Origin of the sequence: Mesorhizobium loti (assembly GCF_013170705.1) — a bacterium.
In the GTDB taxonomy this organism is placed as follows: Bacteria; Pseudomonadota; Alphaproteobacteria; order Rhizobiales; family Rhizobiaceae; genus Mesorhizobium; species Mesorhizobium loti_D.
The window spans coordinates 4,680,940-4,704,976 of sequence record NZ_CP033334.1 but is presented as its reverse complement, the minus strand read 5'-3'; the positions used below and the strand labels follow the sequence as shown (position 1 = coordinate 4,704,976).

Sequence of the window (24,037 nt, the reverse complement as noted above, 5' to 3'; positions counted from 1 at the left end):
CTGGCCGGCTTATCTCATGGATCTGGCGCGATCAGTGTTGTTGGCATGAGGGATCGATCGCAGACATCGGATCGGTCCCTCGATCCTTGGCAAGAATCGGGTGGGACGCATCGGCCAGAGCCCATAATTTCCGGTCGACGAGCCGGAGATCTACATGATGACCATTCAGTTCAAGGCGCTATCCACCGAACATGTCAGAGCCCTGCAGCGTGGTGGACCCGATGCTTACGGCCACACGCCAGAGCGGAACATCTCCGACGGCGATGGCGTACCTTGCAGGCACTGTCTCAAGAACATCGCAGCCGGCGACGCCTATCTTGTCCTGGCTTTCCGGCCTTTCCCGCGTCTTCAACCCTATGCCGAGACCGGCCCGATCTTCCTGCATGCGGAAGACTGCGAGCGCGCGGCCGAGACAAATGCGCTACCCGAAATCCTCGAAAGTCCGGACTACATCGTGCGCGGCTATGGTAGGGACGACCGCATCGTCTACGGCAGCGGCGCTGTGACCCCGACCGGGGCGATTGCCGCAAGGGCCGAGACCTTGTTCGAGCGCGACGATATTGCCTATGTGCATGTCCGCTCGGCGCGCAACAACTGCTATCAATGCCGGATCGAACGGGCCTGAACCGCGCGGACCGGCAGAAAGCTCTGTCGTACTCCCGTCGCATAGATACGATAGAAAGCGATTGTCGATGGATTGGCCGACCGCGGATGAACCGGCGGCAATCCCGATATCGAGGAAGCGGGGCTTTGGCTCCGCTTTTTTGTTGCTGTTCAGCACGAAAGTCTTCAACGCAAAGAAAAAGCCCGCCGGCTGGGCCGACGGGCTGCAACTATTGCCTGGAGGGCCTTTTAGTTGAACTTGTACTTCAAGCCCAGACGCACGGTCTGGAACGAAGGGGTATCTTCCAAGATGCCGTCGGAGCCGAAATCTTCCTTCGCATACTGCGAATAGCGGTATTCGAGGCCAACGGTCATATTGTTGGAAACGGCCGTTTCAAGACCACCGCCAACCGAGAAGCCACTGGAACCCCAGTCATAGATATCGCCGCTGGGGCCGCCAGGTGCAGATGCATGGAGGTTGAAGTGCTGCCAGCTATAGCCCCCGATCACATAGGCAAGCGTCGACTCATTGACCTTGGCGCCGACTCGGGCGAGCGCATCGAATCCATAGTCGGCGTCACCCTTGATCGATCCGCCAAAAATATCGAGCTTGGTCCGGATGCCTGAGTAGCGACCGTCAAGCTGGACACCCGCGACCCAGGTGCCGAAATCATGGTCGTAGCCGATGCTGCCTTCACCGAAGACACCTTCGCCCCCGATGCCATTCAGCTCAAGTGCGCCGCCGAGAGTCAGATCATGCACCATTGTGCCGGCGCCAAGCGCGCCACCAACGTAGAAGCCGGTCCAGTTGTAGGCTGGAGCCACGAAAGAAGCGCCGCCGCCATTCTGAGCGCCAAAGCGATAGTTGGCAGCAACATGGAACGTGTGCGTTGACGGCTCCACGTTCAGCGAGCCGGCGCCGAAGTCAAGAACCGACTTGTCGCCGTAGTCGGCATAACGATATTCGGTCTTGAGCGTCCAGTTGCCGCGCAGCACGGTTTCCATGCCGACGCCAAGAACATAGCCGCCGCGATTCTCGGTGAAATCGAGCCCATCGGCGTCGCCAGACCCGTCCAGCTTGAAATGCTGCCAGCTGTAGCCGCCGAGCACATAGCCGAGCGTGCTCGGATTGAGGAGATAGCCGGCGCGCAGGCCGACGTCGAAGCCGTAGGAATTCGTGAGGTCGATATCGGCACCTGGAACGCTCAGCGAAGGGCCGATATTGCCGTAGTTGGCATCGATGAAACCGCCGAGCAGGAAACGCTCGTTGACCATGTAGTCATAGCCGGCGGTCAGTTCGCCGAACACGCCGTTCCCACCGATGCCGTTGAAGCTTGCACCCGGAGCGCTGACCTTGTGCACGGTCGCGCCAAAGCCGCCGCCGATGCCGATATAGGCGCCGCTCCAGTTGAAGCCGCTTGCCTCGACCGGCTGTACAACGTCTGCCGCGTGGGCCGCGGACATTAGCGCCACGACAGAAACAGCACCGAGGAGAAAAGATTTCGCGGAAACGCGAGTAAGCATAGCCCGTACCCCTAATAATAAACCCGGGCTGTTCCTAACAGGGAGTCTGTCAATTTGGGTATGACAAAAATGCAACAGTCTCGGGCAACCTGCCTCTGCAGCGGACACCGATCTGCCGGGTAATCGGGCTTATCGGCCTGGATGGGCCAGCAAAAAGCCCGCCGGAGAGAACCGGCGGGCAACAATCCGTAAGTTGACTTTTTCTGGGTGTATCAGGCGGCCAGAACGGCCTTCGGCTCGGCCAGTTCGTAGCCGAGCGCCTCGGCGACCGCCCGGTTGGTGATCTTGCCCTTGTGGACGTTGAGGCCGTTGCGCAAATGATGGTCGTCGACCAGCGCTTTCAGGCCCTTGTCGGCGAGCTGCAGGCCGTAGTGCAGCGTCGCATTGTTCAGCGCATGGGCCGAGGTGACCGGCACGGCACCTGGCATGTTGGCGACGCAGTAATGGATAACGCCGTCAACCTCGTAGGTCGGCTCGGCGTGAGTCGTCGCATGCGAGGTCTCGAAGCAGCCGCCCTGGTCGATGGCGACGTCGACCAGCACCGAGCCCTTCTTCATGCCCGACAGCATTTCGCGGGTGACGAGCTTCGGTGCCGCGGCGCCCGGGATCAGCACGGCGCCGACGACGATGTCGGCCGAGAAGCATTCTTCCTCGAGCGCCTCGACGGTCGAATAGCGGGTGTGCACGCGGCCGGCGAAAAGGTCGTCGAGCTGGCGTAGCCGCGGGATCGACCGGTCGATGATGGTGACGTCGGCGCCAAGGCCGGCAGCCATGCGGGCGGCATGCAAGCCGACGACGCCACCGCCGAGCACGGTGACCTTGCCCGGCAGCACGCCGGGCACGCCGCCAAGCAGTATGCCACGGCCGCCATTGGCCTTCTGCAGCGCCGTGGCGCCGGCCTGGATCGACAGGCGACCGGCGACTTCGGACATCGGCGCGAGCAGCGGCAGGCCGCCACGATCGTCGGTCACGGTTTCGTAGGCTATCGCCGTGACGCCGGAAGCGAGCAGGCCCTTGGTCTGCTCCGGATCCGGAGCCAGGTGAAGATAGGTGTACAGGATCTGGCCGTCGCGCAGCTGCACCCATTCATTGGGCTGCGGCTCCTTGACCTTGACGATCATGTCCGACTTTGCGAACACGTCGGCTGCGGTCTTGGCGATGGTGGCGCCGGCGGCTCGATAGGCGTTGTCATCGGCGCCAATGCCGGCACCGGCACCGGCCTCGACCAGCACTTCGTGGCCGTGCGCCACATATTCGCGGACCGAGCCGGGCGTGAGGCCGACACGGTATTCGTGGTTCTTGATTTCCTTGGGGCAGCCGACGCGCATTGTCTTCTCCTGATCCGGGCCCTTTTGGGCTCACTCCCTGTATCGTCTGAGTGAACCACGAATCGGCGCGCAAGTGTTTGCGAATGCGCTTGCGCGGACAGGCAGGTTTCGATAATTGTTGCGCAAAATGGCAGGATATTCGCAGGATTCACGAAAAATGCCGCTCGACAGGATCGATATCGCCATTCTCGAGACATTGCAGAAGGATGGCAGGATACCCAACGCGGCGCTCGCCGAGAAGGTTGGCCTGTCGCAATCGGCCTGCTCGCGCCGGCTCGACAACCTGGAAAAATCCGGCACCATCCGCGGCTACCACGCCCGGCTTTCCAATGCGGCACTCGGTCACCAGATGACGGCGATAGTGCATATATCGCTATCGGGCCAGTTCGAGAAAACGCTGTCGGATTTCGAGGCGGCGATCAAGCGGTGCCCCAACGTGCTGTCATGCCACCTGATGTCGGGCGAATACGATTACATCCTGCGCATCGCGGCAAAGGACCTTGTCGATTATGAGCGCATCCACAAGGAATGGCTGTCGGCCATGCCGCATGTCACCAAGATCAACTCGTCCTTTGCCTTGCGTGAGATCGTCGACCGCACCGCCATGGGGATGAAGCCGGAAATGGCTTAGATGGCATTGATATTCAGGTGACGCCGGCCTGCGAACGGCAAGGTCCCGCGCTTCCGGCATCCACGAACCAAAATTTCCGCTCCGTTCCGGTTCTCGGACCCTCAGCCATTCTCGGCGCGGCTGACCTGAATCTCAACACATCTGGCTGGCTTCCGTGACAATCCGGTCCATCGGAATGTCGTGCGGCTGCGGATAGATGGTCGCGATGCGCTGCAGTTCGTAGCCGACTCCGATGACCAGTGGCTTGAACGGCATGGCGGCCAGCGTGCGGTCGAAGAAGCCGCCGCCATAGCCCAGGCGATAGTTCGTCGGATCGATGCCGACGATCGGCGAGATGACGATGTCCGGCAGCACGGGATCGCCCTCGGCCGGGATCGGGATGTTCCAGACGCCTTTCTCCAGCCGGTCGCCTGGTTTGTAGGCGCGGAAGATCAGCGGTTGCGCTTTCTCCACCACGATGGGCAGCGCGGTGCGGCCGCCTCGTTCATTGATCGCCGCCATCCACGGCCGCAGGTCCGGTTCGCCGCGAAACGGCCAGTAAAGGCTGACCGTGCGGCCGGCGATATCGCCGATGATCGCGTCGAGCCCTTCGGCGATGCGATGGGACATTCCCGTTCGCGCGTCGGCTGAAACTGCCAGCCGCGCTGCGATGAGACGCTCGCGCTCGGCTTTGCGCCAGCGTCTCACATCGGCCCAGTCGGATAGCGGCGCCTGGAATGCGGGATCGAGTTCATGCATGAAGCAGGGCGGCGAGGCATATTGTGCCGGACCCTGGTCGTCATGATCGTTAGCCATGCGTCACCTCATCGCGTGTTCGATGACGCTATACCTCGCGACACGATACATCTTGTGCATTCACGACATGGGACGACGAGTCCCGGGCACCACCCTTCTGTTGCTGCATTGCACAAAAATACCTACATCTAGCGCAGGCGATCCTGCCGTCAGGGGTGAACGAGATGACCCGACCCAGCCATCATGTCGTCGTCGTCGGCGCGGGTTTCGGCGGCCTCGAATTCACCCGTGCGCTCGCCGGCGCATCGGTGCGCATCACCATGATCGACAAGCGCAACCATCATCTTTTCCAGCCGCTGCTCTACCAGGTCGCGACGACCGCGCTGGCAACCTCCGAGGTTGCGTGGCCGATCCGCCACCTCCTGCGCAAGCGCAAGGACGTGACGACGCTGCTGGCCAATGTCACCGGCGTCGACCGTGCCGGCAAACGCGTGCTGCTCGATGACGGCAGCGCGGTCGCCTACGACACGCTGGTGCTGGCCACCGGCGCGCGGCACGCCTATTTCGGCCATGACGAATGGGAGCCTTTTGCGCCGGGTTTGAAGACGCTGGAGGATGCGACCACCATTCGGCGGCGCATTCTCCTGGCCTTCGAGCAGGCCGAACGCGAAACCGATCCCGCCAAGCGCCAGGCGCTGCTGACGATCGCCATCGTCGGCGGGGGCCCGACCGGCGTGGAACTGGCAGGTACCATCGCCGAACTGGCGCACGACACGCTGCGCGGCGAATTCCGCAATATCGATACGCGGCAAGCCCGCGTGGTGCTGATCGAGGCCGGCGACCGCATCCTTGCCAATTTCGCGCCGAAACTGTCCGGTTACGCCAGCAAGGCGCTGGAACGTCTTCGTGTGACGGTTGAGCTCGGCCGCGCCGTCACGCGCTGCGACGCCGAGAGCGTTGTGTTTGGCGACAAGCAGCTGGCAGCCCGAACGATCCTGTGGGCGGCCGGCGTTGCCGCTTCACCCGCCGCCGAATGGCTGGGCGCGAAGGCGGACCGCGCGGGCAGGGTGCTCGTCGAGCCTGACCTCAGCGTTCCCGGCAGCCCGGAGATTTTTGTCATCGGCGATGCCGCCCTTGTGCTGAGGCCAGATGGACGGCCGGTGCCTGGCGTGGCGCCTTCCGCCAAGCAGGAGGGCCGACATGTCGCGGCCACCGTCAAGGCCAGGCTTGCCGGCGATACGACGGCACGTCCCTTCCACTACAAGCACGCCGGCGACCTAGCGACGATCGGCAAACGCGCCGCCGCGATCGATTTCGGCTGGATCAAGCTCACGGGCTGGCTCGCCTGGTGGCTGTGGGGCATCGCGCACATCTATTTCCTGATCGGTTTCCGCAACCGGCTTGCGGTTTCCCTGAGCTGGCTATGGATCTACGTCACGGGCCAGCGCAGCGCCCGGCTGATCACCCAGGGCGACGACGACAAGACCTGACTTTTCTTCACGGTTCCTTTCATCCGCGCGTCATCTCCAGCTGATGGACTGATGTCCGGACGCACGCGACTTCTTGAGTGGACTTGAGCCTATTTCGGCGCGAAGTTCGCTCCGGGGCAGGGCGTCAGTTAGTCGAACAGGAGAAAACATGTCGCAACTGCTCCATCCCGTCTCCCGCCGCGGTTTTCTCGCTGGCGCCGCAGCCACAGGGGCGCTGATCGTGCTTCATCCCTTCTCCGCCCGCGCTCAAGGTAACCAGGCGCATCTTCGGATCATGGAAACCACCGACATCCATGTGAACGTGCTGCCCTATGATTACTACGCCGACAAAGCCAACGACACGATGGGCCTGTCGCGTACGGCATCCCTGATCGACGCGGTGCGCAAGGAGGCCGTCAACTCGATGCTGATCGACAATGGCGACCTGCTGCAGGGCAACCCGATGGGCGACTACATCGCCTACGAGAAGGGCCTCAAGGACGGCGACCTGCATCCGATCATGAAAGGCATGAACCTGCTCGGCTACGAATGCTCGACGCTCGGCAACCACGAGTTCAACTACGGCCTGTCTTTCCTGGACAAGGTGCTGGCCGGCGCCAATTTTCCCTTCGTCTGCGCCAATCTGATCCGCGGCACCGAGCTTGCGGCCAACCCGCGTGACGACAAGCTCTACCTCAAGCCCTATGTGATCCTCGATAAGAAGATCAGGGACGGGTCGGGCGCCGAACAGCCGATCAGGATCGGCATTATCGGTTTCGTGCCGCCGCAGATCATGGTCTGGGACCTCAAGAATCTCGAAGGCAACGTCAAGACGCGCGACATCGTCGAGGCAGCCATGGCCTGGGTGCCGCAGATGAAGGAAGAGGGCGCCGACATCGTCATCGCGCTCTCGCATTCCGGCATCGATGTGAAGCAGGGCGACATGATGGAGAACGCCTCCTTCTTCGTCGCCGGCGTCGATGGCGTCGATGCCGTGTTCACCGGTCACCAGCATCTGGTGTTCCCCGGCAAGAAGGATTTCCAGTCGCTCGAAGGCGTCGATACGCAAAAAGGCACCCTGCGGGGCAAGCCGGCCGTGATGGGCGGTTTCTGGGGCTCGCATATGGGTCTGATCGACCTCATGCTGGAGCGTGACGGATCGAAATGGAAGGTCGTGTCCGCGACCTCCGAGGCGCGGCCGATCTTCGAGCGCGTCGACAACAAGAACAAGCCGACTGTCCCCGACGACAAGCGCATCATCGCCGCGCTCGAGCAGGACCACCAGGCGACCCTGGCCTATGTGCGCCGTCCGGTCGGCAAGACCTCAGCGCCGCTCTATTCCTATTTCGCGCTGGTCGCCGACGATCCGTCGGTGCAGGTCGTCAGCCAGGCGCAGACCTGGTACTTGAAGGACATACTCAAGAGCACGCAGTGGAAGGATGTGCCGCTGCTGTCGGCCGCCGCTCCCTTCAAGGCGGGCGGGCGCAATGGCGCCGACTACTACACCGACGTGCCTGCCGGCGATATCGCCATCAAGAACGTCGCCGACCTTTATCTCTATCCCAACACCGTGCGCGCCGTCCAAATCACCGGCGCGCAGGTCAAGGAATGGCTGGAAATGTCGGCCGGCATCTTCAACAGGATCGAGGCAGGGAAGCCCGACCAGACGCTCATCAACACCGATTTCCCGTCCTACAATTTCGACGTCATCGATGGCGTCTCCTACAAGATCGATCTGTCGCGGCCGCCGAAATATGATGTCAAGGGCGGCGTGGCGAATGCCGGCGCCAATCGCATCGTCGACTTGATGTTCGACGGAAAACCGATTGATCCCAATCAGAAATTCGTCGTCGCGACCAACAATTACCGCGCCGGCGGCGGTGGTAATTTTCCCGACATCAATGCCTCGAAGATCATCTACGAGGCGCCGGACACCAACCGCGATGTCATCGTTCGCTACATTGTGAGCCAGGGCACGATCAACCCGTCGGCCGACGGCAACTGGTCGTTCGCGCCGCTGCCGGGAACCAGCGTCGTGTTCGAGACGGGCGTCAAGGCAAAGGACTTCATCGCCCAAGTGAAGGCGCTGAAGATCGAACCGGCGGGCGAGGGCGAAGCCGGTTTTGCGAAATACCGCATCCTGCTATGATCCGGGTCGTCCAGAGCGGTTCGGTTCACGGAAAAGCCGAACCGCTCCATCTCCTCGATTGAAGGCAATTCCGGATCTTTTTCACCGGTTCCGGATTTGCCTCGTTTCCTGCGATTGCCCCGGCTGGTGCGCATAGCGCGGCCCTCAGTTTTCGGGCGTCAGCGGCAGTGCCGTCGCGGGGGCTTGCGGGCTGACTGGCTGCGTCGGCTCGAGCGACGTGCCGGTCGGATCACTGGGCACGGTCAAGGGCGTCATCCCGGCCGGAGCATGCACCTCGTGGATGGTCGAGGTTGGTGTGTTGTCGATGAGATCGCCGGCACCAGGCGTTATGGTCGGGCTGATGCTGACACCCAGCGGATCGTTCATGACAGTCGGTGGGGTTATGCGCCGTGCATCGGCAGCGGACATGGCGGCAAGCAGGATGGCAATGGCGGTAAGTGTTCGCTTCATGGAAGCCTCCAATGGTCAGAGGCGCTCGGCGTAATCTTGGCGCGGGGCGTCGGATGAGTGAGAACGGCCGACGCGCGATCGCGGTTTCATCACGTCGCATCAAGACGCCGCGATTGGCGCTTTGGCTTAACCCGCGAGTTCGACGCGGGGAAGGCGGCCCACAGGCAGATCGACCTAGGCCTTGTAGACCACCTGGCGCACGTCGATATAGCTGGCGCGGAAGCCGGCTTCGCAATAGTGCAGGTAGAATTCCCAAAGCTTCTTGAAGCGATCGTCGAAGCCGAGCGGTACGATCTTCTCCCACGACGCCCAGAAACGATGTCGCCATTCGGCGAGCGTGCGCGCATAGTCGTCTGGGAAAACGCGCTCACGCAGATGCGCAAGGCCATGATCCTTGCCGAGCGCCTTCAGGATCGACGGTGTCGGCAGCATGCCGCCGGGAAATACGTAGCGCTGGATGAAATCCGGCCTGGCGCGATAGGTGTCGTAGGCGGCTTCGTTGATGGTGATGATCTGCAGACCCGCGGTGCCGCCGGGCTTCAGGCAAGCTTTCATCTTCGAGAAGAACACCGGCCAGTATTTTTCGCCGACCGCCTCGAACATCTCGATAGACGCGATGCGGTCGTAAGTTCCCGTTTCGTCCCGGTAATCCTGCAGCTTGATGTCGACCTTGTCGGCGAGCCCGGCCTTGGCGATGCGTGCCTTGGCGAAGTCGTGCTGTTCGCGGCTGATCGTCAGTCCCGTAACGCGGCAGCCGATTTCGCGTGCCGCGAATTCGGCAAAGCCGCCCCAGCCGCAGCCGATCTCCAGCACATGATCCTTTCCGCCGATACCCGTATCCCTGGCCAGTGCCCGGTATTTGGCGGCCTGGGCGCTTTCCAGATCATTGGCACCGTTGGCGTAGAGCGCCGAGGAATAGGTCATGCTCGGATCGAGCCACTCCTTGTAGAAGGCGTTGCCGAGATCATAATGCGCCGAGATATTGCGCTTAGAACCGGTGTGCGTGTTCTCGTTGAACCAGTGGCGGATGCGCTGGACGGTGTTGATGAGCCAGCTGGCGCCGCCGGCGACGCGTTCGCCGATCACCGAATTGACCACGAACAATTCCAGGAAGCTGGTCACGTCCGGGCTTTCCCAATCGCCGTCCATATAGGATTCGGCAACACCGATCGTGCCGCCGGAAAAGGCGCGGCCTGGCAGCCGCCAATTCTTCAGCACCAGCTCGGCGTCGGGGCCGGGCGCCTTGCCGCCGACCAGAACGGCGCGGCCGTCCGGCATCCTGACCTTGAGGGAACCGCGCGGCAGGTTCATCGCCGCCGACAGCACCATGCGCGCCTTGGCCGGCAGGCCCTTGACGATCTCGGCGAAATTGAATTCGTCGAGCCTGACCGCTTCGCTCAGCGCTGCGCTGTGATGTTCCCCATGTGCCATTTCACACCCCTGGATTTCCGTGGTTCTGGCGCAAATTGCCGGGCCACGATTCTGTTGGATCATTCGCCAGGTTCGAACGCCCTTGCCTGGTCCCGGTATCTCATGGGTTCGGCGCGAGGCGGGCTCGAACGAAAGCGCGCGCCTGTTAGCCAAAGCTTCAGCGCTTCCCAGCGAATGCCTGTCACAATCTTCCACGTCATGAGGGGGAACTTCAAGAGGCAGGCCATTGGCTGGGCTGTGCCACGTGGCGCTTGGTATCTGCTCCCTCGCGTCGAGTTGCTGCCCGAATTCAAAAACGGCTATGGCCGCCGCCATGCCTGTGCGATAGCTTTAGCCATGCGCTATGTAATCGTCATTGCCGCCGTCGCATTCTTCCTGATCTGGGATGGCCTGTACAATCAGGGCCGGTATCTCGACATGTCGGTCAGGGAACTCTCCCATATCGTTCGTTACGTCACCGGCAAGGCCTGAGCAGCCCCTCCCGACCTGGACGTCCCTTCCGAAGATACCAGGCGTTGGTCATCGCGAGATGCGGTACGGCGCCGAGCGGGCGCGTCGCAAGGACGCGTGGCGTCATGAACGGTTGACGCGAGGGGACCGCCGTCACTAAAGACCCGGCATTCAGATCGAGGAGGCGGAATTGATCCGGCATATCGTTTTCTTCAGCGCCAGGCGCAAGGAGGATGTGGAGGCTGTGCGCAGCGGGCTTTTGGCGCTTGGCGACATTCCTCATTCCAGCCTCTTCGAGGTCACTTTGAACACCAAGGTCGACCCGTTGTCGGATGAAGTCGATGTCGTCGTCTACGCCGAGTTCGCCAATGACGCGGCGCTGGCCGCTTACAAGGCGCATCCGCTCTATGCGCGGACCACCAGCAAGGTCAAACCCTTGCGCGAGCTGCGCTATTCCGCCGATGTCGTGGCCGGCAGCTGATCCAGCGCCTGCTCCAGCGGGGCGCCGTTGTCGATGCCCTATCAGATAGCCGTACACGTCCCTGCCAAATGTCTCGGTCAGGACGACGACCTGATTTGCCGACCTCAACGCCATGCACTCAAGCCAGCGGGTTATGTCCCCGCGCGGGGGATGCCGCTGCGTCAGATCCCGCGGCGGCGGATGAGAAGAAGACCTTGAACCGTTTTGGGGAATGATGCACATGCCCGCCTGCATGACCCGAACAACAGCAGCCGGCATTCATCCGCTCGATCATCTGGTGCTGCCGACGCAGAACCTCGATGTGGCGCGTTCCCGGCTCACTTCGCTCGGCTTCGTCGTCGCCCCGACCGGCATCCATCCCTTTGGAACGGAAAACTGCTGCGTTTTCCTCGCCGACGGCACCTATCTGGAGCCGCTCGCGATTGGCAGCGAACAGGCCACGATCAAGGCCGCTGTCGAGGGCAATGTCTTCGTCGCGCGCGACCGCCTCTACCGCGAAAGCCGCGGCGATGAGGGATTTTCCGCGGTGGTGCTGGGAACCGATAACGCCGATGCCGACCATGCGCGCTATGTCGAGGCCGGCCTGTCGGCGGGAGGCACGCTGAGCTTTTCACGCGCTTTCACCGATACATCGGGCAAAAGCGACGAGGCGTCATTCAAGCTGGCCTTCGCCTCGGCCAATGACACAACCGATGCGTTTCTTTTTGCCTGCCAGCGCATCAATGCGCCTGATGTGGACCGCGCGGCTTTGCAGGCCCACGCCAATGGCGCGACAGGCATCATGGAAGTGGTGGCGATCAGCGACCACCCTGCCGAACAGTCGCGGCTGATTTCCGTGGCGTTGGGGAATCCCGCTGCCGGCGTGGGCTCAGCGTTTCATTTGCCAAATGCAACGCTGAGCGTGCTCGATCCCGTGTCTTTCACCGCGCGCTTTGGTGTTTCGGCCGGTTCACCGACGAAGCTCCGCTTCGCGGCGGTCGTCTTCGGGGTCCTCAGCGCCGATGCCACATCGAGCCTGCTTGCAGCCAATGCCATCCAGCACGATATAGCTGGCTCTGACATTGTCGTGCAGCCCGCATCCGGACAGGGCGCGGCTTTCATCTTCCGGGAGATCCCATGAGCAAGCCCCAAGCGTCCACTTCGACGACGCCCAATTCGTCGGTAACGGTCGGCAATGTCGTCTTCGACAACAATGCGGCCTTGGCGCTGATCGCCGGCCCGTGTCAGTTCGAATCGCGCCAGCACGCCTTCGACATGGCCGGCGCGCTGAAGGAACTGACCGGCAGGCTCGGCATCGGCCTCGTCTACAAGACGAGTTACGACAAGGCCAACCGCACCTCGCTGTCGGCAACACGCGGCGCGGGCATGGATGCCGCGCTTCCCGTCTTCGACGAACTGCGCAAGGCGTTTTCGCTTCCCGTGCTGACCGATGTCCACACCGAGGAGCAGTGCGCGATCGTCGCTCCGCATGTCGATGTGCTGCAGATACCTGCCTTCCTGTCGCGCCAGACCGACATGCTGGTCGCAGCGGCAAGGACCGGCAAGGTCATCAATGTCAAGAAGGGGCAATTCCTTGCGCCCTGGGACATGAAGAACGTGGTCGCCAAGATCACGGGTTCCGGCAATGCCAATGTCCTGACCACCGAGCGCGGCGCGTCCTTCGGCTACAACACGCTGGTATCCGACATGCGGGCCTTGCCGATCATGGCCGAAATCGGCGCTCCGGTGATTTTCGACGCTACGCATTCGGTCCAGCAGCCGGGCGGGCAGGGCGGTTCGTCAGGCGGCGAGCGTCGATTTGTCGAAACCTTGGCTCGCGCGGCCGTAGCCGTCGGCGTTGCCGGCGTCTTCATCGAGACCCATCAGGATCCCGACAATTCGACCTCTTCCGACGGACCGAACATGGTGCCGCTGAAGGACATGCCGGCGCTTCTCGAAAGGCTGATGGCCTTCGACCGGATAGCCAAGGGCCTCTGAGCGGGCGCTCCCCTGCCTCCGCTTGTGGTGGACAGGGGCCGGTTGTACGCTTGGCCGGCAAATGAGCGTCTTGGCAGGAGGAAAGCCATGTCTGTTGCCCGCGTCACCGAAATTACCTCGTCGTCGAAGAAGAGTTTTCAGGACGCCATCGAGAAGGGAATTGCCCGCGCGTCGAAAACCCTGAAGAACGTGGAAGGCGCCTGGATCCAGGATCAGAAAATCGTCGTCGAGGACGGCAAGATTTCAGCCTACCGCGTCAACATGAAGGTGACTTTCATTCTCGCTGAGTGACCGTCCGACGCTTAAAAAGTCGGGAACCTTCGCCCGTCCGCCTCATTGTCAAAGCAGTGTTCAACGACAACGAGGAGCAGATCATGACAACACAGACAGGCCACACCGAAGCCATTGCCGCTTCGCGAGTCATCGGCACATCCGTCTACAACACCGAGGGCAAGAGCATCGGCAGCATCGAGGACATCATGCTCGACAAGACGTCGAACGGCATCATGTTCGCGGTGATCGGGTTTGGCGGCTTTCTCGGCATCGGCGAGAAGTACCACGCCATTCCCTGGGCGACTCTCGACTATGATGAAGACAAGGGCGGCTACGTCGTGCCGTTCTCGAAGGAGCAGTTGAAGGCGGCGCCCGCCTATTCGATCAATGAACTGGCCGGCGCGGACGGTGAGAGGGCGCGCGATGCGTCCTATGAGTATTACAAGGTCACGCCCTACTGGCATTGACCCCACATGCAAAAAGGGCCCCGTTTCGACGGGGCCCTTTTTGATTCCGCACCAACGTCACTCACTGATGCTCAAGGCCGGCAAGGTAACAATGGCCTTTGGCGGCGACTGCTGATTATCGCATGATGTCAGCAACGCGACCGCGATCAGAAACAGACTGACAATACCGCTCAACTCGGACATGGCGAAACTCCTCCTGTTTCGCCCCGCGCGACAATAGCCATAACCCGAAATCGATATGCGGGCGCATGACTTATGATGACAGAAATTTGCGCTTCGTGAATCGGGCTGGCGGCACTATTCGGCCATGGCTGGATTGCCTTTTGCGTCGCTTTGGCTAAGACGGGCGCGACCTTTCGTCAGATCAATCGGGGACATCGCAATGACCGCCATCATCGACATTGTCGGACGTGAAATCCTGGACAGCCGTGGAAACCCGACCGTCGAGGTCGATGTCGTGCTCGAAGACGGTTCGATGGGCCGCGCAGCGGTGCCGTCAGGCGCCTCGACCGGAGCCCATGAGGCCGTCGAGCTTCGCGACGGCGGGGCCCGCTATCTCGGCAAGGGCGTGCTGAAGGCCGTGGAGGCGGTCAACGGCGAACTGTTCGAGGCGATCGGCGGCATGGAAGCCGAAAACCAGATCCACATCGACCAGACGATGATCGAACTCGACGGCACGCCCAACAAGAGCCGGCTCGGCGCCAACGCCATTCTGGGCGTTTCGCTGGCGGTGGCCAAGGCCGCGGCCGATGCCGCCGGCCTGCCGCTCTACCGTTATGTCGGCGGCACCAAGGCGCACATCCTGCCTGTGCCGATGATGAACATCATCAATGGCGGCGCGCATGCCGACAACCCGATCGATTTCCAGGAATTCATGATCCTGCCGGTCGGCGCGCCGACGCTGCGCGAAGGCGTGCGCTGGGGCTCTGAAATCTTCCACACGCTGCGAAAGAAGCTGAAGGATGCCGGCCACAATACAAATGTCGGCGACGAGGGCGGCTTTGCCCCGAACCTGAAGAGCGCGCCGGTGGCGCTCGATTTCATCATGGAGTCGATCGAGAAGGCCGGCTTCAAGCCGGGCGAGGAGATCGCGCTCGGCCTCGATTGCGCCGCCACCGAATTCTTCAAGGACGGCAACTACGTCTATGAGGGCGAGAAGAAGACGCGTGACCCCAAGGCGCAGGCCAAGTATCTCGCCAAGCTTGCCGCTGACTATCCGATCATCTCGATCGAGGACGGCTTGGCCGAGGATGATTGGGAAGGCTGGAAGTACCTGACCGACCTGATCGGCAAGAAAACGCAGCTGGTCGGCGACGACCTTTTCGTCACCAACACGGCGCGCCTGCGCGACGGCATCCGCATGGGCGTTGCCAATTCGATACTGGTCAAGGTCAACCAGATCGGCTCGCTGACCGAAACGCTCGACGCGGTCGAGACCGCCCACAAGGCTGGCTACACCGCCGTCATGTCGCATCGTTCCGGCGAGACCGAGGATTCGACCATCGCTGATCTCGCCGTCGCCACCAATTGCGGGCAGATCAAGACCGGTTCGCTGTCGCGCTCCGACCGCATGGCCAAGTACAACCAGTTGATCCGTATCGAGGAAGAACTCGGCAAGCAGGCGCGCTACGCCGGCAAGTCGGTGATCAAGGGCTGATCCAAAGCCATTGAACGCGGATGTTGAACGAAGGGCGGGGTCATTCCCGCCCTTTTTCATTTCGCTGTCACCGGGCAGGGCTCCGTAACCGTCCGTTAAGCACAATCGGGTGAAAAAGATCGTGAGCCGCCTGAGTTCGCGGCCGCGAGGGAACGGGCGATGTGGACGCGTCAGCACAAGCAGAGAAATACCGGCCGGCTGATCATCCCTTCGCTTTGCGTCGTGTTCCTGGCCTATTTCGGCTTCCATGCCTATCACGGCGAATTCGGCATCAATTCGAAGTATCAGCTGGAAGCCCAGACTGTCGCGCTGCAAGCGCAGCTCGATGCCGTCAAGGCACGCCGGATGGAACTCGAGCGGCGCGTTCGGCTCATGCATGACGGCACGCTGGAGAAGGACATGCTCGACGAGCAGGCGCGCAGGGCGCTTAATCTTTCCCAGGCTGATGAGATCACCATCATGTTGCCGGCTTCGTCGAAATAACTGTATTTCAGTTAATCACCAATATTTTCAATGATTTTAATCGCTTAGGCGCATGTCAGCTATGCAAATTCGTCATGGCGCAACGCTTTAACGCGTGTTAGCCTTGCATAAATCGGTGGGGAGAGCTGATCTTCCCAGGGCGGATTTCATCCTGCCCTAATGTCCGCAAAGAGACGCCAACAGGGAGTGATGCATGGCCACCGCAGCCAGAAAAGCGCCTGCCAAATCGAAATCCGACGGCAAATCGGGTCTTTCCGCGCCCAAGCCCGCGGAATTCACCAAGGACGAAGAGCTTGCCGCCTACCGGCATATGCTGCTCATCCGCCGCTTCGAGGAAAAAGCCGGCCAGCTCTACGGCATGGGCTTCATCGGCGGCTTCTGTCATCTCTATATCGGCCAGGAAGCGGTCGTCACCGGCATGAAGATGGCTCTGATCGAGGGCGATCAGATGATCACCGCCTATCGCGACCACGGCCACATGCTGGCGATGGAGCTTTCTCCGCGCGGCGTCATGGCCGAGCTGACCGGGCGCCGTGGCGGCCTGTCACGGGGCAAGGGCGGCTCCATGCATATGTTCTCCAAGGAGAAGCATTTTTACGGTGGTCACGGCATTGTCGGCGCGCAGGTGTCGCTCGGCACCGGGCTGGCCTTCGCCAACCGCTACCGCGACAACAACAATGTCTCGTTGACCTATTTCGGCGATGGCGCGGCCAACCAGGGCCAGGTCTATGAAAGCTTCAACATGGCCTCGCTGTGGAAGCTGCCGGTGATCTACATCATCGAGAACAACCGCTACGCAATGGGCACGTCGGTTTCGCGCTCTTCCGCGGAGACGGATTTCTCGCACCGGGGTGCGTCCTTCAAAATTCCAGGTATCCAGGTCGACGGCATGGATGTGCGCGCGGTCAAGGCCGCCGGCGAGCTCGCCACCGAATGGTGCCGTGCCGGCAATGGCCCACTGATACTCGAAATGCAGACCTATCGCTATCGCGGTCACTCGATGTCGGATCCGGCGAAATACCGCTCGAAGGAAGAAGTGCAGAAGATGCGCTCCGAGCATGACCCGATCGAGCAGGTCAAGGCGCGGCTGATCGAGAAGAAGTGGGCGACCGAGGACGAATTGAAGACCATCGACAAGGAAGTTCGCGACATCGTCGCCGACGCCGCCGAGTTTGCCCAGAACGATGCGGAGCCGGATCCGTCCGAGCTCTGGACCGATATCGTATTGTAAGGGAGGGCCAGGACATGCCGATCGAAATTCTCATGCCCGCTCTCTCGCCGACCATGGAAGAGGGCAATCTTTCCAAGTGGTTGAAGAACGAGGGCGACAAGGTCGTCGCCGGCGATGTTATCGCCGAGATCGAAACCGACAAGGCGACGATGGAAGTCGAAGCAGTCGATGAAGGCACTCTGGCCAAGATCGTGGTTCCAGCCGGCACCGAAGGCGTCAAGGTCAACGCGGTGATCGCCGTGCTTGCGGTTGAAGGCGAAGACACCGACAAGGCCGGCGAAGGCATAGGCGAAGAGCCTGCCAAGGCTGAAACGGCTGCACCGGCACCGGTTGCGGCCAAGACCGAGGCCGCGGCACCAGTCGCGGCGGCGCCGAAGACCGAGATCGCCGCCGATCCGGATATCCCTGCCGGCACCGAGATGGTCTCGACCACCGTGCGTGAAGCGCTGCGCGATGCCATGGCCGAGGAGATGCGCCGCGACGGCGATGTCTTCGTCATGGGCGAGGAGGTCGCCGAATACCAGGGCGCCTACAAGATCACGCAAGGGTTGCTGCAGGAGTTCGGACCGCGCCGCGTCGTCGACACGCCGATCACCGAGCACGGTTTTGCCGGCGTCGGCGTGGGTGCGGCGATGGCCGGGCTGAAGCCGATCGTCGAGTTCATGACTTTCAACTTCGCCATGCAGGCGATCGACCAGATCATCAATTCGGCAGCCAAGACGCTCTATATGTCGGGCGGCCAGATGGGGGCGCCGATCGTGTTTCGCGGGCCGAACGGCGCTGCCGCCCGTGTCGCTGCCCAGCACTCGCAGTGCTACGCCGCCTGGTACAGCCACATTCCGGGCCTGAAGGTTGTGATGCCGTATACGGCCGCCGACGCCAAGGGCTTGCTGAAGGCTGCGATCCGCGACCCCAACCCGATCATCTTCCTTGAGAACGAAATCCTCTACGGCCAGTCTTTCGACGTGCCGAAGCTCGATGATTTCGTGCTGCCGATCGGCAAGGCGCGCATCCACAAGCAAGGCAAGGACGTCACCATCGTCTCGTTCGGTATCGGCATGACCTATGCGGTGAAGGCGGAAGCCGAGTTGCGCGGCATGGGCATCGACGCCGAGATCATCGATCTCAGGACCATCCGCCCGCTCGACCTCGACACGATCATCGCCTCGGTCAAGAAGACCAACCGGCTGGTCGTGGTGGAAGAGGGTTTCCCGCAGAACTCGGTCGGCGACCACATCGCCAACCAGGTCTCGCAGCGCGCCTTCGATTTCCTCGACGCGCCGGTCATCACCATTGCCGGCAAGGATGTGCCGATGCCTTATGCGGCCAACCTCGAAAAACTGGCATTGCCGAATGTCGGCGAGGTCATCGAGGCGGTCAAAGCCGTCACGTATCGCTGAACCGGGCGGGAGGACAACATGCCAATCAACATCACCATGCCGGCGCTCTCCCCCACGATGGAAGAGGGCAATCTGTCGAAGTGGCTGGTCAAGGAAGGCGATAAGGTTTCGCCGGGCGATGTCATAGCCGAGATCGAGACCGACAAGGCGACGATGGAAGTCGAAGCCGTCGATGAGGGCACGGTCGCCAAGCTCGTCGTCCCCGCCGGCACTGAGGGCGTCAAGGTCAATGCGCTGATAGCGGTGCTTGCTGCCGAGGGCGAGGACGCAAGCACCGCCGCGAAAAGCGGTGGTGGTGCTGCGCCGGCAAAGATTGAGGCGCCGAAAGCGGAAGCTCCCACCTCCCCCTCTGATGGGGGAGGTCGCGCCGCAGGCGCGGGTGGGGGTGAACCCACCGCCGCGCCCCCCACCCCGGCCGGAAGGCCGGCCGACCCTCCCCGCAAGGGGGAGGGTGAAGGACGCACTTTCGCCTCGCCGCTCGCGCGCCGCATCGCCAAGGAAGCCGGCGTCGATGTGTCTGGTGTGACCGGCACCGGCCCGCATGGGCGGGTGGTGAAGGCGGACGTCGACGCGGCGATCGCCGGTGGCGGCGCCAAGGCGGCGCCCGCGGCCAAGGCTCCGGCCGGCGCACCGGCTGCTGCTTCCGCTCCTGCCGTGAAGGCGATGTCGGACGACCAGGTGCTGAAGCTGTTCGAGGAAGGCTCCTACGAACTGGTCCCGCACGACAATATGCGCAAGACCATCGCGCGCCGCCTCGTCGAGGCCAAGACCACCATTCCGCATTTCTACCTGACGCTCGACTGCGAACTCGACGCGCTGTTGGCGCTGCGCACGCAGATCAATGCCGCCGCACCGATAAAGAAGACCGACAAGGGCGAGGCTCCCGCCTACAAGCTGTCGGTCAACGACATGGTCATCAAGGCGATGGCCATGGCGCTGAAGGCGGTGCCGGATGCCAATGCCTCATGGACCGAAGGCGCCATGGTCAAGCACAAGCATGCCGATGTCGGCGTCGCCGTCTCGATCCCCGGTGGGCTGATCACGCCGATCATCCGGCATGCCGACGAGAAGTCGCTGTCCACCATCTCCAACGAGATGAAGGATCTGGCGAGCCGTGCACGCAGCCGCAAGCTGAAGCCGGAAGAGTATCAGGGCGGCACCACGGCGGTGTCGAACCTCGGCATGTTCGGCATCAAGGACTTCGCCGCCGTCATCAACCCGCCGCATGCGACGATCCTGGCGGTCGGGGCCGGCGAGGAGCGGGCCGTGGTCAAGAACGGCGAGATCAAAATAGCCACCGTGATGTCGGTGACGCTGTCGACGGACCATCGTGCCGTCGACGGGGCACTTGGCGCCGAACTGCTCGTCGCCTTCAAGCGGCTGATCGAGAATCCGATGGGCATGCTGGTCTAGGCAAGGGGAGAGGCGGTGCGGAAATTCTTCACCAGCCTTTTCGTCTTCATCCTTTCCGGATTCGCCGGCGGCGTTGGCGGGCACGGCAACCGGCTATCCTCGCCAACGCACAGGGAGAATACATCCTGGTGTTCTTGCTCTCAGCGTTGGCAACGGTTGTCTTCACCCTCGTCTTTTCGTTGTGCGCTGGCGAGCAGGGCGCGGGTTTGATTGAAGCAAGGACGGGGTGAACGGATGAAGACGGTGCTTTGCTACGGCGATTCGCTGACCTGGGGTTACGATGCCGAGGGTGGCCGCCATGCGCTGCAGGATCGCTGGCCAAGCGTGCTGCAGGCCGGGCTTGGCGGTGGCGTCCAGGTCATCGCCGATGGCCTCAATGGCCGCACCACGGCCTTCGACGATCACCTGGCTGGAGCCGATCGCAACGGCGCGCGGCTGCTGCCGACGGTGCTGACGACACACGCGCCGATCGACCTGATCGTCATCATGCTCGGTGCCAACGACATGAAGCCGTGGATCCACGGCAATCCGGTCGCGGCCAAGCAAGGCATCCAGCGGCTGATCGACATCGTGCGCGGCCATGACTATCCGTTCGACTGGCCGGCGCCGCAGATACTCATTATGTCGCCGCCCGTTGTAAGCCGCACCGAAAATGCCGACTTCAAGGAAATGTTTGCCGGCGGCGAAGAGGCATCGAAGCAGCTCGCCCCACAATATGCGGCGCTCGCCGACGAGGTTGGCTGCGGCTTCTTCGATGCCGGCACGGTGGCGCAAACCACACCGCTCGATGGCGTCCATCTCGACGCCGAAAACACGCGAAACATCGGCAAGGCGCTGACACCGGTCGTGCGCGTCATGCTGGAATTGTGATTGAAGGAGAAAAATCGTGGCTGAGAACTATGACGTCATCATCATCGGCTCCGGCCCGGGCGGCTATGTCACGGCGGTGCGTTCCGCCCAGCTTGGTTTCAAGACGGCGATCGTCGAGCGCGAGCATCTCGGCGGCATCTGCCTCAATTGGGGCTGCATTCCGACCAAGGCGCTGCTGCGCTCGGCCGAGATCATGCACTATTCCGATCATCTGAAGGATTACGGCCTGAAGCTCGACGGCAAGGTCAGCGTCGACACATCGGCCGTTGTTGACCGGTCGCGCAAAGTCTCGCTGCGGCTCAATGGCGGCGTTGCTTTCCTGATGAAGAAGAACAAGGTCGACGTCATCTGGGGCGAAGCCAAGCTGTCGAAGCCCGGTGAGGTCGTCGTCTCCAAGACCGCCAAGAAGCCGATGGAGCCGCAGCCGCCTGTGCCGAAGGGCGTCAAGGGCGAGGGCACCTACACCGCCAAGCACATCATCCTGGCGACCGGTGCGCGGCCGCGCGCACTGCCCGGCATCGAGCCGGACGGCAAGCTGATCTGGACCTATTTTGAAGCCATGGTGCCGAAGGAGATGCCGAAGTCGCTGCTGGTGATGGGCTCGGGCGCCATCGGCATCGAATTCGCTTCCTTCTACTGCACCATGGGTGCCGACGTGACGGTCGTCGAATTGTTGCCGGCGGTGATGCCGGTCGAGGATGCCGAAGTCTCGAAATTCGCGCAAAAGCAGTTCGAGAAGCAAGGCATGAAGATCATCCTCGAGGCCAAGGTGACCAAGGTCGAGAAGGGTGCCAACTCGGTCACCGCGCATGTCGAGATGAAGGACGGCAAGGTCGAGAAGATCACCGCCGACCGCATGATTTCGGCCGTCGGCGTGCAAGGCAACATCGAGAATCTCGGCCTTGAAGCCCTTGGGGTGAAGACCGATCGCGGCTGCGTCGTCGTCGACGGCTACGGCAAGACCAATGTACCCGGCATCTACGCCATCGGCGATGTCGCCGGCCCGCCCATGCTTGCCCATAAGGCCGAGCATGAAGGCGTCGTATGTGTCGAGAAGATCGCCAATTTCCCTGGCGTGCATGCCATCGACAAGCTCAAGATCCCCGGTTGCACCTATTGCAATCCGCAGGTCGCTTCCGTCGGATTGACGGAAGCCAAGGCCAAGGCCGAAGGCAAGGATATCCGCGTCGGCCGCTTCCAGTTCGCCGCCAACGGCAAGGCGATCGCGCTGGGCGAGGACCAGGGCTTCATCAAGACCATCTTCGACAAGAAGACCGGTCAGCTGCTCGGCGCCCATATGGTCGGCGCCGAAGTGACCGAACTGATCCAGGGGTTTGTCGTGGCTATGAACCTCGAAACGACCGAGGAAGAACTGATGCACACCATCTTCCCGCATCCGACGCTGTCGGAGATGATGAAGGAAAGCGTGCTCGACGCCTATGGCCGCGCATTGAACGCATGATAGATTCGCCACAAGAGACTCAGCCGCGAAAGCCGCAGGATCTCTTCGGCAGCGTAGTTCGTTTCCGGATGCATTTTTACGTGCGCAAGGAGAAGGCAAATGCACTTGAACGGCGTGGGTTGGATCGCAGCCATCATCATCGGCGGCCTGGCAGGCTGGCTCGCCGAAATGGTCATGAAGAGCAACACCGGCATTTTCATGAACATTATCATGGGCATCGTCGGCGCGGTGGTGCTGAACGCAATCCTGCAGGCTCTCAATATCGGCGTGTTCGGCGTCGGCTGGACCGCCTATCTGATCACCGGCTTCATCGGTGCCTGCCTGCTGATCTGGGTCGGACGCCTGGTGCGCCGTTAAAGGCATATCGTTGCGGCTATGCGAAAACGGTTGTAGCGGCATGCGCCGCTGCAGCCTTTTTCTTTGTGCCGAAAAGTCCTAGATGACGTAAAAGTGACGATCGCCGACGGGCGATCGCGAGAAAAGCCAGGGTTCAGATGGTCACTGTCCTCGACACGATCGCCAACGCGCCGCGGTTGCGGCACCCCGAGAAGGCGCACAAGCCCGACCAGGAAGTTTTGCGCAAGCCGGATTGGATCCGCGTCAAGGCGCCGGTCTCGAAGGGCTATGCCGAGACGCGCGAGATCGTCAAATCCCACAAGCTGGTGACGGTCTGCGAAGAGGCTGGGTGCCCCAACATTGGCGAATGCTGGGAAAAGAAGCACGCCACCTTCATGATCATGGGCGAGATCTGCACCCGCGCCTGTGCCTTCTGCAATGTCGCCACCGGCATTCCAACCGCGCTCGACCCGGATGAGCCTGCCCGCGTCGCGCATGCCGTCAAGCAGATGGGGCTCAGCCACGTCGTCATCACCTCGGTCGACCGTGACGATCTCGCCGATGGCGGCGCGCAGCACTTCGCCGACGTTATCCGGGCCATCCGCGCGGCGACGCCGTCGACCACGATCGAAATCCTGACGCCCGATTTCCTGCGCAAGGACGGTGCGCTCGAGATCGTCGTGGCGGCCAGGCCCGACGTTTTCAACCACAATCTTGAAACCGTGCCGTCCAACTATCTGAAGGTCCGGCCGGGCGCGCGCTATTTCCACTCGATCAGGCTGTTGCAGCGGGTCAAGGAACTCGATCCGTCGATCTTCACCAAGTCCGGCATCATGGTCGGGCTGGGCGAGGAGCGGAATGAAATCCTGCAGCTGATGGACGATCTGCGTTCGGCCAATGTCGACTTCATGACCATCGGCCAATATCTGCAGCCGTCGAAAAAGCACCACCCGGTAATCCGCTTCGTCACCCCGGAGGAATTCAAATCCTTTGAGACGATCGGCCGGACCAAGGGTTTTCTGCTGGTGGCATCGAGCCCGCTGACGCGTTCATCGCACCACGCCGGCGACGATTTCGCCCGGCTGCGCGCGGCGCGGGAAGCGCAGCTCCAGAAATCGCTCTGATGCATGTCGCCCAAAGTGACCTCGGTTTGGGAGAACGACATGCATAAAAACGAAGATTCTGAAGCGTGTCGCATGAATCCGTTTCGACGCGAC

At 61.8% G+C, this 24,037-nt stretch carries 26 protein-coding genes; 19 read left to right on the top strand and 7 right to left on the bottom strand.

All coding sequences use genetic code 11. The annotated features are described in order from the left end of the window. Positions 1-157 precede the first annotated feature (157 nt). Positions 158-625, top strand: a complete 468-nt coding sequence (locus EB815_RS22910) for a DUF1203 domain-containing protein (RefSeq protein WP_056568074.1) — start codon at positions 158-160, stop codon at positions 623-625. 227 nt (positions 626-852) lie between these two features. On the opposite strand, the gene EB815_RS22905 is transcribed toward EB815_RS22910, so the two are convergent. Together EB815_RS22905 and ald are read right to left on the bottom strand one after the other, a co-directional pair. Further along, positions 853-2,127 carry an outer membrane protein gene (locus tag EB815_RS22905; protein WP_056567972.1) on the bottom strand — a complete coding sequence of 425 codons (1,275 nt, stop codon included), beginning with the start codon at positions 2,125-2,127 and terminating at the stop codon, positions 853-855. 212 nt (positions 2,128-2,339) lie between these two features. Then, positions 2,340-3,455, bottom strand: coding sequence for an alanine dehydrogenase (ald, locus tag EB815_RS22900; RefSeq protein ID WP_056567969.1), 1,116 nt, complete (start codon positions 3,453-3,455; stop codon positions 2,340-2,342). Positions 3,456-3,612: 157 nt separating this feature from the next. Here ald and EB815_RS22895 point away from each other — a divergent pair, with 157 nt between their 5' ends. Further along, the gene (locus tag EB815_RS22895; protein ID WP_010909317.1) at positions 3,613-4,086 is read left to right on the top strand and encodes an Lrp/AsnC family transcriptional regulator; all 474 of its coding nucleotides are present in this window, start codon (positions 3,613-3,615) and stop codon (positions 4,084-4,086) included. A gap of 132 nt (positions 4,087-4,218) precedes the next feature. Here the strand turns inward: EB815_RS22895 and EB815_RS22890 are convergent, their stop codons facing one another. Further along, complete coding sequence (locus tag EB815_RS22890) at positions 4,219-4,881, bottom strand: 5-formyltetrahydrofolate cyclo-ligase (protein ID WP_081294731.1); 663 nt, start codon at positions 4,879-4,881, stop codon at positions 4,219-4,221. A gap of 164 nt (positions 4,882-5,045) precedes the next feature. On the opposite strand from EB815_RS22890, the gene EB815_RS22885 reads away from it, so the two are divergent. Together EB815_RS22885 and EB815_RS22880 are read left to right on the top strand one after the other, a co-directional pair. Beyond that, a complete protein-coding gene (locus EB815_RS22885; RefSeq protein ID WP_065005077.1) occupies positions 5,046-6,311 on the top strand; it encodes an NAD(P)/FAD-dependent oxidoreductase in 1,266 nt (421 codons plus the stop codon). Positions 6,312-6,459: 148 nt separating this feature from the next. Continuing rightward, the gene (locus EB815_RS22880; protein ID WP_056567963.1) at positions 6,460-8,439 is read left to right on the top strand and encodes a bifunctional 2',3'-cyclic-nucleotide 2'-phosphodiesterase/3'-nucleotidase; all 1,980 of its coding nucleotides are present in this window, start codon (positions 6,460-6,462) and stop codon (positions 8,437-8,439) included. Between the two features lie 144 nt (positions 8,440-8,583). On the opposite strand, the gene EB815_RS22875 is transcribed toward EB815_RS22880, so the two are convergent. The 3 genes from EB815_RS22875 to EB815_RS22865 all read right to left on the bottom strand — a co-directional run bounded on the left by EB815_RS22875 (position 8,584) and on the right by EB815_RS22865 (position 10,520). Further along, positions 8,584-8,889 carry a hypothetical protein gene (locus EB815_RS22875; protein ID WP_056567961.1) on the bottom strand — a complete coding sequence of 102 codons (306 nt, stop codon included), beginning with the start codon at positions 8,887-8,889 and terminating at the stop codon, positions 8,584-8,586. 174 nt (positions 8,890-9,063) lie between these two features. Continuing rightward, positions 9,064-10,320 carry an SAM-dependent methyltransferase gene (locus tag EB815_RS22870; RefSeq protein ID WP_056567957.1) on the bottom strand — a complete coding sequence of 419 codons (1,257 nt, stop codon included), beginning with the start codon at positions 10,318-10,320 and terminating at the stop codon, positions 9,064-9,066. Between the two features lie 59 nt (positions 10,321-10,379). Continuing rightward, complete coding sequence (locus tag EB815_RS22865; protein WP_244493995.1) at positions 10,380-10,520, bottom strand: DUF1365 domain-containing protein; 141 nt, start codon at positions 10,518-10,520, stop codon at positions 10,380-10,382. A gap of 136 nt (positions 10,521-10,656) precedes the next feature. Here EB815_RS22865 and EB815_RS34005 point away from each other — a divergent pair, with 136 nt between their 5' ends. The 6 genes from EB815_RS34005 to EB815_RS22840 all read left to right on the top strand — a co-directional run bounded on the left by EB815_RS34005 (position 10,657) and on the right by EB815_RS22840 (position 13,968). Further along, the gene (locus EB815_RS34005; RefSeq protein WP_274534552.1) at positions 10,657-10,791 is read left to right on the top strand and encodes a hypothetical protein; all 135 of its coding nucleotides are present in this window, start codon (positions 10,657-10,659) and stop codon (positions 10,789-10,791) included. A gap of 169 nt (positions 10,792-10,960) precedes the next feature. Further along, positions 10,961-11,251, top strand: coding sequence for a Dabb family protein (locus EB815_RS22860; protein ID WP_056567950.1), 291 nt, complete (start codon positions 10,961-10,963; stop codon positions 11,249-11,251). 232 nt (positions 11,252-11,483) lie between these two features. Beyond that, entirely contained in the window at positions 11,484-12,371 is an 888-nt protein-coding gene (locus tag EB815_RS22855; RefSeq protein WP_056568068.1) for a VOC family protein, read from the top strand. Beyond that, positions 12,368-13,228, top strand: coding sequence for a 3-deoxy-8-phosphooctulonate synthase (gene kdsA / locus EB815_RS22850; protein ID WP_056567947.1), 861 nt, complete (start codon positions 12,368-12,370; stop codon positions 13,226-13,228). Before EB815_RS22855 ends, kdsA begins: the two co-directional genes overlap by 4 nt. 87 nt (positions 13,229-13,315) lie before the next feature. Then, a complete protein-coding gene (locus EB815_RS22845) occupies positions 13,316-13,519 on the top strand; it encodes a dodecin family protein (RefSeq protein WP_056567944.1) in 204 nt (67 codons plus the stop codon). Between the two features lie 83 nt (positions 13,520-13,602). After that, positions 13,603-13,968 (top strand): PRC-barrel domain-containing protein, encoded by a 366-nt coding sequence (locus EB815_RS22840; protein WP_056568065.1) that lies wholly within the window; start codon positions 13,603-13,605, stop codon positions 13,966-13,968. 57 nt (positions 13,969-14,025) lie between these two features. Here EB815_RS22840 and EB815_RS34000 read toward each other — a convergent pair whose 3' ends face one another. After that, positions 14,026-14,151 carry a hypothetical protein gene (locus EB815_RS34000; protein WP_081294732.1) on the bottom strand — a complete coding sequence of 42 codons (126 nt, stop codon included), beginning with the start codon at positions 14,149-14,151 and terminating at the stop codon, positions 14,026-14,028. A 199-nt stretch (positions 14,152-14,350) separates the two neighbouring features. On the opposite strand from EB815_RS34000, the gene eno reads away from it, so the two are divergent. The 9 genes from eno to lipA all read left to right on the top strand — a co-directional run bounded on the left by eno (position 14,351) and on the right by lipA (position 23,944). After that, positions 14,351-15,625, top strand: a complete 1,275-nt coding sequence (gene eno, locus EB815_RS22835) for a phosphopyruvate hydratase (protein ID WP_056567941.1) — start codon at positions 14,351-14,353, stop codon at positions 15,623-15,625. A 159-nt stretch (positions 15,626-15,784) separates the two neighbouring features. Next, positions 15,785-16,108: an FtsB family cell division protein gene (locus tag EB815_RS22830; protein ID WP_019858020.1), complete on the top strand. Its 324-nt coding sequence runs from the start codon at positions 15,785-15,787 to the stop codon at positions 16,106-16,108. Between the two features lie 193 nt (positions 16,109-16,301). Further along, entirely contained in the window at positions 16,302-17,339 is a 1,038-nt protein-coding gene (gene pdhA / locus EB815_RS22825) for a pyruvate dehydrogenase (acetyl-transferring) E1 component subunit alpha (RefSeq protein WP_056567938.1), read from the top strand. A gap of 14 nt (positions 17,340-17,353) precedes the next feature. Then, entirely contained in the window at positions 17,354-18,739 is a 1,386-nt protein-coding gene (locus EB815_RS22820) for a pyruvate dehydrogenase complex E1 component subunit beta (RefSeq protein WP_056567935.1), read from the top strand. 18 nt (positions 18,740-18,757) lie between these two features. Continuing rightward, a complete protein-coding gene (locus tag EB815_RS22815; RefSeq protein ID WP_065005078.1) occupies positions 18,758-20,152 on the top strand; it encodes a pyruvate dehydrogenase complex dihydrolipoamide acetyltransferase in 1,395 nt (464 codons plus the stop codon). A gap of 234 nt (positions 20,153-20,386) precedes the next feature. After that, on the top strand, positions 20,387-21,022 hold the full coding sequence (locus tag EB815_RS22810; protein ID WP_056577395.1) for an SGNH/GDSL hydrolase family protein: 636 nt from the start codon (positions 20,387-20,389) through the stop codon (positions 21,020-21,022). Between the two features lie 16 nt (positions 21,023-21,038). Beyond that, entirely contained in the window at positions 21,039-22,484 is a 1,446-nt protein-coding gene (gene lpdA, locus EB815_RS22805) for a dihydrolipoyl dehydrogenase (protein ID WP_056577392.1), read from the top strand. 99 nt (positions 22,485-22,583) lie between these two features. Then, the gene (locus EB815_RS22800) at positions 22,584-22,841 is read left to right on the top strand and encodes a GlsB/YeaQ/YmgE family stress response membrane protein (protein ID WP_027142753.1); all 258 of its coding nucleotides are present in this window, start codon (positions 22,584-22,586) and stop codon (positions 22,839-22,841) included. Positions 22,842-22,978: 137 nt separating this feature from the next. Further along, a complete protein-coding gene (gene lipA / locus EB815_RS22795; RefSeq protein WP_056577389.1) occupies positions 22,979-23,944 on the top strand; it encodes a lipoyl synthase in 966 nt (321 codons plus the stop codon). Positions 23,945-24,037 lie beyond the last annotated feature (93 nt).

Coding starts and splice junctions, on each gene's coding strand:
- EB815_RS22855 (WP_056568068.1), top strand. CDS start 11,484: ATGACCCGAACAACAGCAGCCGGCATTCATCCGCTCGATCATCTGGTG.
- EB815_RS22830 (WP_019858020.1), top strand. CDS start 15,785: ATGTGGACGCGTCAGCACAAGCAGAGAAATACCGGCCGGCTGATCATC.
- EB815_RS34000 (WP_081294732.1), bottom strand. CDS start 14,151: ATGTCCGAGTTGAGCGGTATTGTCAGTCTGTTTCTGATCGCGGTCGCG.
- EB815_RS22840 (WP_056568065.1), top strand. CDS start 13,603: ATGACAACACAGACAGGCCACACCGAAGCCATTGCCGCTTCGCGAGTC.
- EB815_RS22845 (WP_056567944.1), top strand. CDS start 13,316: ATGTCTGTTGCCCGCGTCACCGAAATTACCTCGTCGTCGAAGAAGAGT.
- EB815_RS22890 (WP_081294731.1), bottom strand. CDS start 4,881: ATGGCTAACGATCATGACGACCAGGGTCCGGCACAATATGCCTCGCCG.
- EB815_RS22875 (WP_056567961.1), bottom strand. CDS start 8,889: ATGAAGCGAACACTTACCGCCATTGCCATCCTGCTTGCCGCCATGTCC.
- eno (WP_056567941.1), top strand. CDS start 14,351: ATGACCGCCATCATCGACATTGTCGGACGTGAAATCCTGGACAGCCGT.
- EB815_RS22870 (WP_056567957.1), bottom strand. CDS start 10,320: ATGGCACATGGGGAACATCACAGCGCAGCGCTGAGCGAAGCGGTCAGG.
- ald (WP_056567969.1), bottom strand. CDS start 3,455: ATGCGCGTCGGCTGCCCCAAGGAAATCAAGAACCACGAATACCGTGTC.
- EB815_RS34005 (WP_274534552.1), top strand. CDS start 10,657: ATGCGCTATGTAATCGTCATTGCCGCCGTCGCATTCTTCCTGATCTGG.
- EB815_RS22895 (WP_010909317.1), top strand. CDS start 3,613: ATGCCGCTCGACAGGATCGATATCGCCATTCTCGAGACATTGCAGAAG.
- EB815_RS22820 (WP_056567935.1), top strand. CDS start 17,354: ATGCCGATCGAAATTCTCATGCCCGCTCTCTCGCCGACCATGGAAGAG.
- EB815_RS22800 (WP_027142753.1), top strand. CDS start 22,584: ATGCACTTGAACGGCGTGGGTTGGATCGCAGCCATCATCATCGGCGGC.
- EB815_RS22910 (WP_056568074.1), top strand. CDS start 158: ATGACCATTCAGTTCAAGGCGCTATCCACCGAACATGTCAGAGCCCTG.
- EB815_RS22815 (WP_065005078.1), top strand. CDS start 18,758: ATGCCAATCAACATCACCATGCCGGCGCTCTCCCCCACGATGGAAGAG.
- pdhA (WP_056567938.1), top strand. CDS start 16,302: ATGGCCACCGCAGCCAGAAAAGCGCCTGCCAAATCGAAATCCGACGGC.
- EB815_RS22905 (WP_056567972.1), bottom strand. CDS start 2,127: ATGCTTACTCGCGTTTCCGCGAAATCTTTTCTCCTCGGTGCTGTTTCT.
- EB815_RS22865 (WP_244493995.1), bottom strand. CDS start 10,520: ATGACGTGGAAGATTGTGACAGGCATTCGCTGGGAAGCGCTGAAGCTT.
- lipA (WP_056577389.1), top strand. CDS start 22,979: ATGGTCACTGTCCTCGACACGATCGCCAACGCGCCGCGGTTGCGGCAC.
- EB815_RS22810 (WP_056577395.1), top strand. CDS start 20,387: ATGAAGACGGTGCTTTGCTACGGCGATTCGCTGACCTGGGGTTACGAT.
- EB815_RS22885 (WP_065005077.1), top strand. CDS start 5,046: ATGACCCGACCCAGCCATCATGTCGTCGTCGTCGGCGCGGGTTTCGGC.
- EB815_RS22880 (WP_056567963.1), top strand. CDS start 6,460: ATGTCGCAACTGCTCCATCCCGTCTCCCGCCGCGGTTTTCTCGCTGGC.
- kdsA (WP_056567947.1), top strand. CDS start 12,368: ATGAGCAAGCCCCAAGCGTCCACTTCGACGACGCCCAATTCGTCGGTA.